This window comes from Desulfonatronospira sp. (assembly GCA_003563255.1).
Lineage (GTDB): Bacteria > Desulfobacterota > Desulfovibrionia > Desulfovibrionales > Desulfonatronovibrionaceae > Desulfonatronospira.
Genome location: PWSL01000029.1, coordinates 1 through 6,231 on the forward strand (window position 1 = coordinate 1; position 6,231 = coordinate 6,231).

Below are 6,231 nucleotides of genomic sequence, written 5' to 3' on the forward strand. Positions count from 1 at the left end.
ACCCGGGCTAGAATAGGAATTGGTTCAAGCAACTGTCAAGACATTTTATTTCTTGTCATTGACCTCAGTATAATCGGCGTCCACTACGTCTTCATCAGGGTTCCGGGCCTCCTGCTGCCCAGCCTGGGCATGAGGATCGCCCTGCTCCTGTGCACCGCCCTCACCCGGCTGGGTCTTCCGGGCGTAGAGCTTTTCCGCCAGCTTGTGCGAGGCCTGGGACAGGTTTTCGGTGGCCTTGCGGATGGCGTCCTCGTCATTTCCCTCCTGGACGTTTTTCAGCTCCTGGATTTTGTTCTCGATGTCCGCCTTGAGTTCGGCATCCAGGTTTTCCCCCAGGTCCCTGATGGATTTTTCAGTGGTATAAATCAGGGTATCGGCATGGTTTCTGGCTTCAATGAGTCTCTGCTTCTTTTTGTCTTCCTCGGCATGGCTTTCTGCTTCCTTAATGAGCTTGTTGATCTCATCCTCTGACAGGCCGCTGGATGCGGTGATCTGGATAGACTGCTCCTTGCCGGTGCCGGTATCTTTGGCTGAGACGTTGACCAGGCCGTTGGCATCGATGTCAAATGTGACTTCGATCTGAGGAACGCCGCGGGGCGCAGGGGGGATGCCGGTCAGCTCAAAGCGTCCCAGGGTCATATTGTCGGCTGCCATGGGACGTTCGCCCTGGAGAACATGGATGGACACCGAGGGCTGATTGTCCGCAGCAGTGGTAAATATCTGGCTTTTGCGCGTGGGTATTGTGGTGTTGCGATCAATGAGCTTGGTAAACACCCCGCCCATGGTTTCAATGCCCAGAGACAGGGGGGTGACGTCCAAAAGAAGTACGTCTTTGACATCCCCGGCGAAGATGCCCCCCTGTATGGCGGCGCCCATGGCCACTACCTCGTCGGGATTGACGCTTTTGTTGGGGTCTCTGCCGAAGAATTCGGCCACCTTCTGCTGTACCAGGGGCATCCTGGTCATGCCGCCCACAAGCAGTACCTGGTTGATGTCGTTGGCCTTTAAATCAGCGTCGTTCAGGGCCTTTTCGCAGGGTCCGATGGTCCTCTGAACCAGATCTTCCACCAGGCTTTCCAGCTTGCTTCTGGAGAGCTTCATGTTCATGTGTTTGGGACCGTGTTGATCTGCGGTGATAAAGGGCAGATTTATGTCGGTCTCCATGGTGGTGGACAGTTCTTTCTTGGCCTTTTCCGCTGCTTCCCGGAGCCTTTGCAGGGCCATTCGGTCCTGGGAAAGGTCAATGCCGTTTTCCCTTTTGAACTCGGCCACCAGATGGTTGATGATGCGCTGGTCAAAGTCTTCCCCACCCAGGAAGGTGTCCCCGTGAGTGGAACGGACTTCCACCAGGTTGTCGCCCACTTCCAGGATGGATATATCAAAGGTGCCACCGCCCAGGTCGAAGACGGCGATTTTTTCATTAACGTTTTTATCCGTCCCGTAAGACAGAGATGCTGCAGTAGGTTCGTTTATGATGCGTTTGACTTCCAGTCCCGCTACCCTGCCGGCATCTTTGGTGGCCTGGCGCTGGCTGTCGTTGAAATAGGCCGGTACAGTAATGACTGCCTCGGTTACAGTCTCTCCCAGGTAAGCTTCTGCATCGCTTTTGAGCTTCTGCAGGATCATGGCTGATATCTCGGGCGGGCTGTAAGTGCTGTCGCCCACTTTGACGTGAGCATCATCGTTTTTGCCTTTGACAATCTTGTATGAGCACCTTTCGATCCAGTTTTTGAGAACAGGGTCGTCATATTGACGCCCCATGAGGCGCTTGACTGAATAAACCGTTTTTTCCGGGTTGGTCACAGACTGCCTTTTGGCTATTTCCCCAACAAGGCGTTCTTTATCGGTGAAAGCTACAATGGAGGGGGTTGTACGTCCCCCTTCCGGGTTGCTGATGCATTTGGCTTCCTTACCCTCCATTACATAAACGCAGCTATTGGTGGTTCCCAGGTCGATTCCGATTATCTTTCCCATATTTTCAAGCCTCCTTAAATAATGTCTTTATTATCACTATAGCGACACTTTGTGATAATTATTGCTTCGTCCACCGGGGACAGGCACCCAGCACTTATTTTGAAAAATCCATCAGTCTTCTGTCGTATCTGTTCAGCGCTTTTAAGGAAAGCAGGGGACAGGCACTCCGGGACCCACTTGAGCATCATTTTGTGCTCAAATCGACTTATTTTTTGGGACAAGCGGGTCCCGGAAGAGCCAGTCCCCGTGCTACATGCAAAGCGCTGAACAGATACCTTCTGTCAGAAAAACAATTGCGGGGAGCCGGTCCCCGTGCTGCATGCAAAGTGCAAAGCGCTAAACAGACACGTCGCTGTAGTGTTACTGATTGAATTCATAAGTCTCCTGAAAAAGTTGTAAAGACGTTCTTACTCATTTTTTAGGAGAACTCATTTTGCTGACCAGGACCTTGGCCGGTCTTATTAGCCTGTCACCTAGCATATAGCCCTTTTGCATGACATGGCAGATTTTGCCTTCGTCCATGTCGTCGCGTTCCTGCTGGGCCATTGCCTCGTGATAGTTGGGATCGAAGTCCTGGCCTTCCTGGCCGACCTGCTGAAGCTTATTTTTGTCCAGCACCTGGTAAAACAGGTTCAGGGTCATCTCCACTCCCTGGACCAGGTCTTTGCAGGCCTCGTTTTTACGACCGTGTTCGAGGGCCAGTTCCAGGTTGTCTATTACCGGGATGACTTCTTCGATAAATGATGACACTGCGTACCTGCAGTATTCTTCCTTTTCTCGGGTTAGTCTTTTCTTGTAATTTTCAGAGTCCGCGATTGCCTTGAGGGCATTGTTTTTTTGTTCCCGCAACAGCTCGCACTCGGGACAGATATTCTGCCTGCAAAGATCTTTCATCTCCTGTTCAGAGAGCTGAGAACCTGAGTCTTCCCCGGAGAAATCCAGGTACTGGTCATCGTATTCCTGAAAGTTTTCCTTACTGGAAGAATCTTCCGGGTTTTTATCCGGACTGTAGGAGTCTTTGGGTTTTTGTGATTTATTCCGGTCTTCCATGGACATATATAATCCTCCGTATTTGATCTAAGGCCTGCCACTTGTCCTGCCGCTTGTCCTGCCACGCGCTTCGCGTGGTTCGCGTAGTTCGCGTAGTTATTTTTCTGACAGGATTTTATGCTGTAAGCCACTGACATGCAGCGAGATTTTATTCAAGACAGGTCAATTCTCTGAAGTTGAGTTGTCATGCTCATAAATTTCTCGAAATATTTGACTAAGAATTCTGGCGGTCAAGTCAACAGCCGGGATTATCCTGGAATAGTTCATGCGCGTAGGACCGATGATGCTGACATAGCCCAGGCTGTCGTCCTGCAGGCTGTAAGGAGATGAGATGACGGCATAGTCGCTCAGTTCTTCCAGGTCTTGCTCCCGTCCCATGAGAATGCTCAGTCCGTCGCTTTCCAGGGTATTGTCCAGGAGTTTGAGCAGCTTGGACCTCTCTTCCAGGAGTTTGAAAACCTCCCGCATTTTGGAGAGGTCAGTAAAATCTGTATCCTGAAAGAGATAGTGAGTGCCGTCCACGTAGACCTGGCGGTTGTTGCCGGGATCAAATGACTCCCTGGCCAGTTTGAGGGCATTCTGGTACAGGTGGTCAAACTGTTTGCGGGCTTTCTGCATCTGGGTGACAATGCCGGCGCGGACCTGTTGCAGGGTTTTTCCCTGATAGTGCTCATTCAGGTAATTGCTGAATTTTTCCAGGTCGTCGGCCGTTATGTCGGTTTGCACGCTTACCACCTTGTTTTGAACCAGTCCGCCTTCCATTACCAGGATAGACATTACCAGTCCGGGGCGGAGAAGGATAAAATCAATGTGTTTCCAGCGAATATTCTGCTGGCTGGGTGTAATGACCAGGCATATCTGTTTGGAAAGGGAGGAAAGCACCTTGGATGCCTGACTCAGAGTCTGGGTCAGGTCTGGACCCACCCTGGACAGGGATGCTTTAATATTTTTCTCTACTTCACCTGATATAGGTTCTACGTCCAGCCTGGAGTCCAGGTAATATCTGAAACCTTTGGTGGATGGTATTCTCCCGGCGGAAGTGTGAGGCTGCTCAATAAATTTTTCTTCGGCCAGGTCAGCCATAATGTTCCTGATGGATGCCGGGCTGAGGTTCAGACTGGATTTTCTGGACACCGTCCTGGAACCCACAGGCCGGCCGGACTGAATATAGCTCCTGACTATGGTAAAAAGGACGTCTGCCTGTCTTTGGTCCAGGTTCATAGTTGATACCTCTTTGGTGCTGCAGCGAAACCTTGATTGATGTTTGGGCCTTGACTGAGATCTTGCAAGTTGAAAGTGATCGATTGACTGTCTTGCGAGTTAAAAGTTAAAATCTGTATGCCTCCTCTCTCTCCCAGGCGTTTAGCACAAATTTCGGAACAACATGTTGTTTCATTTTCAAAGGCATCCAAGAGGTTTTGCCCACGGAACACACGGAAGGACACGGAAGCTTATAAAGCGTTGCGAAGCAAAGCATATTCCGTGATATTCCGTGTATTCCGAAAATGTTGTCGCGGGACTGTCCCAAGTGGGATAAGAGCATTTCTTTATCTTGGGTTGCGGGCATTGTCCCCATTAGCACTCTTTACTGTAGAGTGCTAAGGAAGTAACAACGCCCGGTTAATCTGTCAAGACGCACTACTGCAAACAGTAAGGCAGGCAGCGCTGATAAGGAACAGGGACAGGGTGGAAAAAGGAATGGGCGAATGCCTTATCACTACAGCGAAACTTATAAAACTTTTCAACCTGTCTAAATTGGGGACAGGCACCCCCGCACTTATATTTATTACAAATGATCTTGGTTTTATTGGAAAAAATAAGTGAGGGGAGAGCCAGTCCCCGGAGGTCAATAAATAAGTTTCGCTGTAGTGTTATTCCTGAAGCTTAAAGACATAGTCGTGCAGAGCCTGCACCCATGGCCGGGCCTGGGACCCGGATACCATAGTAAACTTGGCGGCATCCAGGACTGAATAGGCAGGACGCCTGGCCTTCTGGGGAAAATCCCTGGAGGTGATCGGAGTGATACCGGTGCTGAACCCGGCGCATATCAAGGATTCTGAAGCAAGCTCACACCAGGAGGCCTGACCTTTGTTGACCACGTGGTAAAGCCCGCTGGTCTCTTTATTGACCAGTTCCATGGAGTATCTGGCCAGATCCAGAGTGCAGGTAGGCGAGCCCACCTGGTCATGGATGACACTCAATACCTTTCCGGTCTTGGCCATGCTTATCATTTTATGCACAAAGTTGGTCTTGAAGGGTCCGAAAAGCCATGCGGATCTTATGACGAGCAGGCCGTCCCAAGGCTTTTTCATAAGGACCACTTCCCCTGCAAGCTTACTATTGCCGTAAACCGACAGTGGGCGGGGTTCGTCTTCAGTAGTGTAGGGGGTTTGTTTTTTTCCGTCAAAAACATAATCCGTACTGTAATGCAGCAACCGGACGTTGTTTTCCCGGCACACTTTTCCCAGGATGGCCGGAAGGTCCCGGTTGAGGCGGTAGGCCTCCTGCTGTTCGTCCTCGGCCTGGTCTACGCCGGTGAAGGCTACAGCGTTGGCAAGCAGCTTCACGTTGTTTATGCGGATATAGTTCTCCATTTGCCGCAGGTCAAAGAGGTCCAGTTCATCCCTGCCAGGGGCAAGGATGGTCCAGCCGGCCTGCTGCATTACATGCACCAGGGCCTGTCCCAGAAGTCCGGTGCGGCCTCCGGCGATAAGTGCTGTGCCAGTATTCATTCCCGCTCCTTGTACCTTGAGAGTTGAAGGTTGAAGGCCTGCCATGCGGTGGCGTGGTAAAAAAGTCAACCCGGTCAAACCACGCTTGCGCGTGACGGTCAGTTAATTGATAATCTTTCATGAAAAAATTGTTTTCACCCCCGGGTGATGAAAGTTGCGTAAAAAGAGCAAAGCAATAGTTTAAGAAAAAAGATTCATGATTTTAGTTGCTTAGCACAAATTTCAAACCAACATGTTGGTCGTTAAAATCGGTTCGTGGTTCTTCGTTCCTGGTTACCTCTTGTTCCCAGGCTGGAGCCTGGGAACAAGAGAAGAAAGAAAAGAAAAGAAAAAAATCCCTGCTTGCATGTTTGTGGGGACAGGCACCCCGGCACTAATTTTTTTATTGAACAAGAAACAGATTAGAAAAATAAGTGCCGGGAGAGCCAGTCCCCGTGCTCAACGCGTCCTGCAAGGGTTAACCGAATGATGCCCC

Annotated in this window: 4 protein-coding genes; all 4 read right to left on the reverse strand. The window is 50.4% G+C overall.

Going from position 1 to position 6,231, the window contains the following annotated elements:
* Positions 1-45: 45 nt before the first annotated feature.
* Complete coding sequence (gene dnaK / locus QZP87_RS00885; protein ID WP_291321040.1) at positions 46-1,974, reverse strand: molecular chaperone DnaK; 1,929 nt, start codon at positions 1,972-1,974, stop codon at positions 46-48.
* A gap of 411 nt (positions 1,975-2,385) precedes the next feature.
* Positions 2,386-3,030, reverse strand: coding sequence for a nucleotide exchange factor GrpE (gene grpE, locus QZP87_RS00890; protein ID WP_291321041.1), 645 nt, complete (start codon positions 3,028-3,030; stop codon positions 2,386-2,388).
* A gap of 156 nt (positions 3,031-3,186) precedes the next feature.
* A complete protein-coding gene (gene hrcA, locus QZP87_RS00895; RefSeq protein WP_291321042.1) occupies positions 3,187-4,245 on the reverse strand; it encodes a heat-inducible transcriptional repressor HrcA in 1,059 nt (352 codons plus the stop codon).
* 650 nt (positions 4,246-4,895) lie between these two features.
* Positions 4,896-5,756 carry a dTDP-4-dehydrorhamnose reductase gene (rfbD, locus tag QZP87_RS00900; protein WP_291321043.1) on the reverse strand — a complete coding sequence of 287 codons (861 nt, stop codon included), beginning with the start codon at positions 5,754-5,756 and terminating at the stop codon, positions 4,896-4,898.
* Positions 5,757-6,231 lie beyond the last annotated feature (475 nt).

Excerpts from the sequence above, each read along its gene's own strand:
- grpE (WP_291321041.1), bottom strand. The coding sequence starts at position 3,030 with ATGTCCATGGAAGACCGGAATAAATCACAAAAACCCAAAGACTCCTAC.
- hrcA (WP_291321042.1), bottom strand. The coding sequence starts at position 4,245 with ATGAACCTGGACCAAAGACAGGCAGACGTCCTTTTTACCATAGTCAGG.
- dnaK (WP_291321040.1), bottom strand. The coding sequence starts at position 1,974 with ATGGGAAAGATAATCGGAATCGACCTGGGAACCACCAATAGCTGCGTT.
- rfbD (WP_291321043.1), bottom strand. The coding sequence starts at position 5,756 with ATGAATACTGGCACAGCACTTATCGCCGGAGGCCGCACCGGACTTCTG.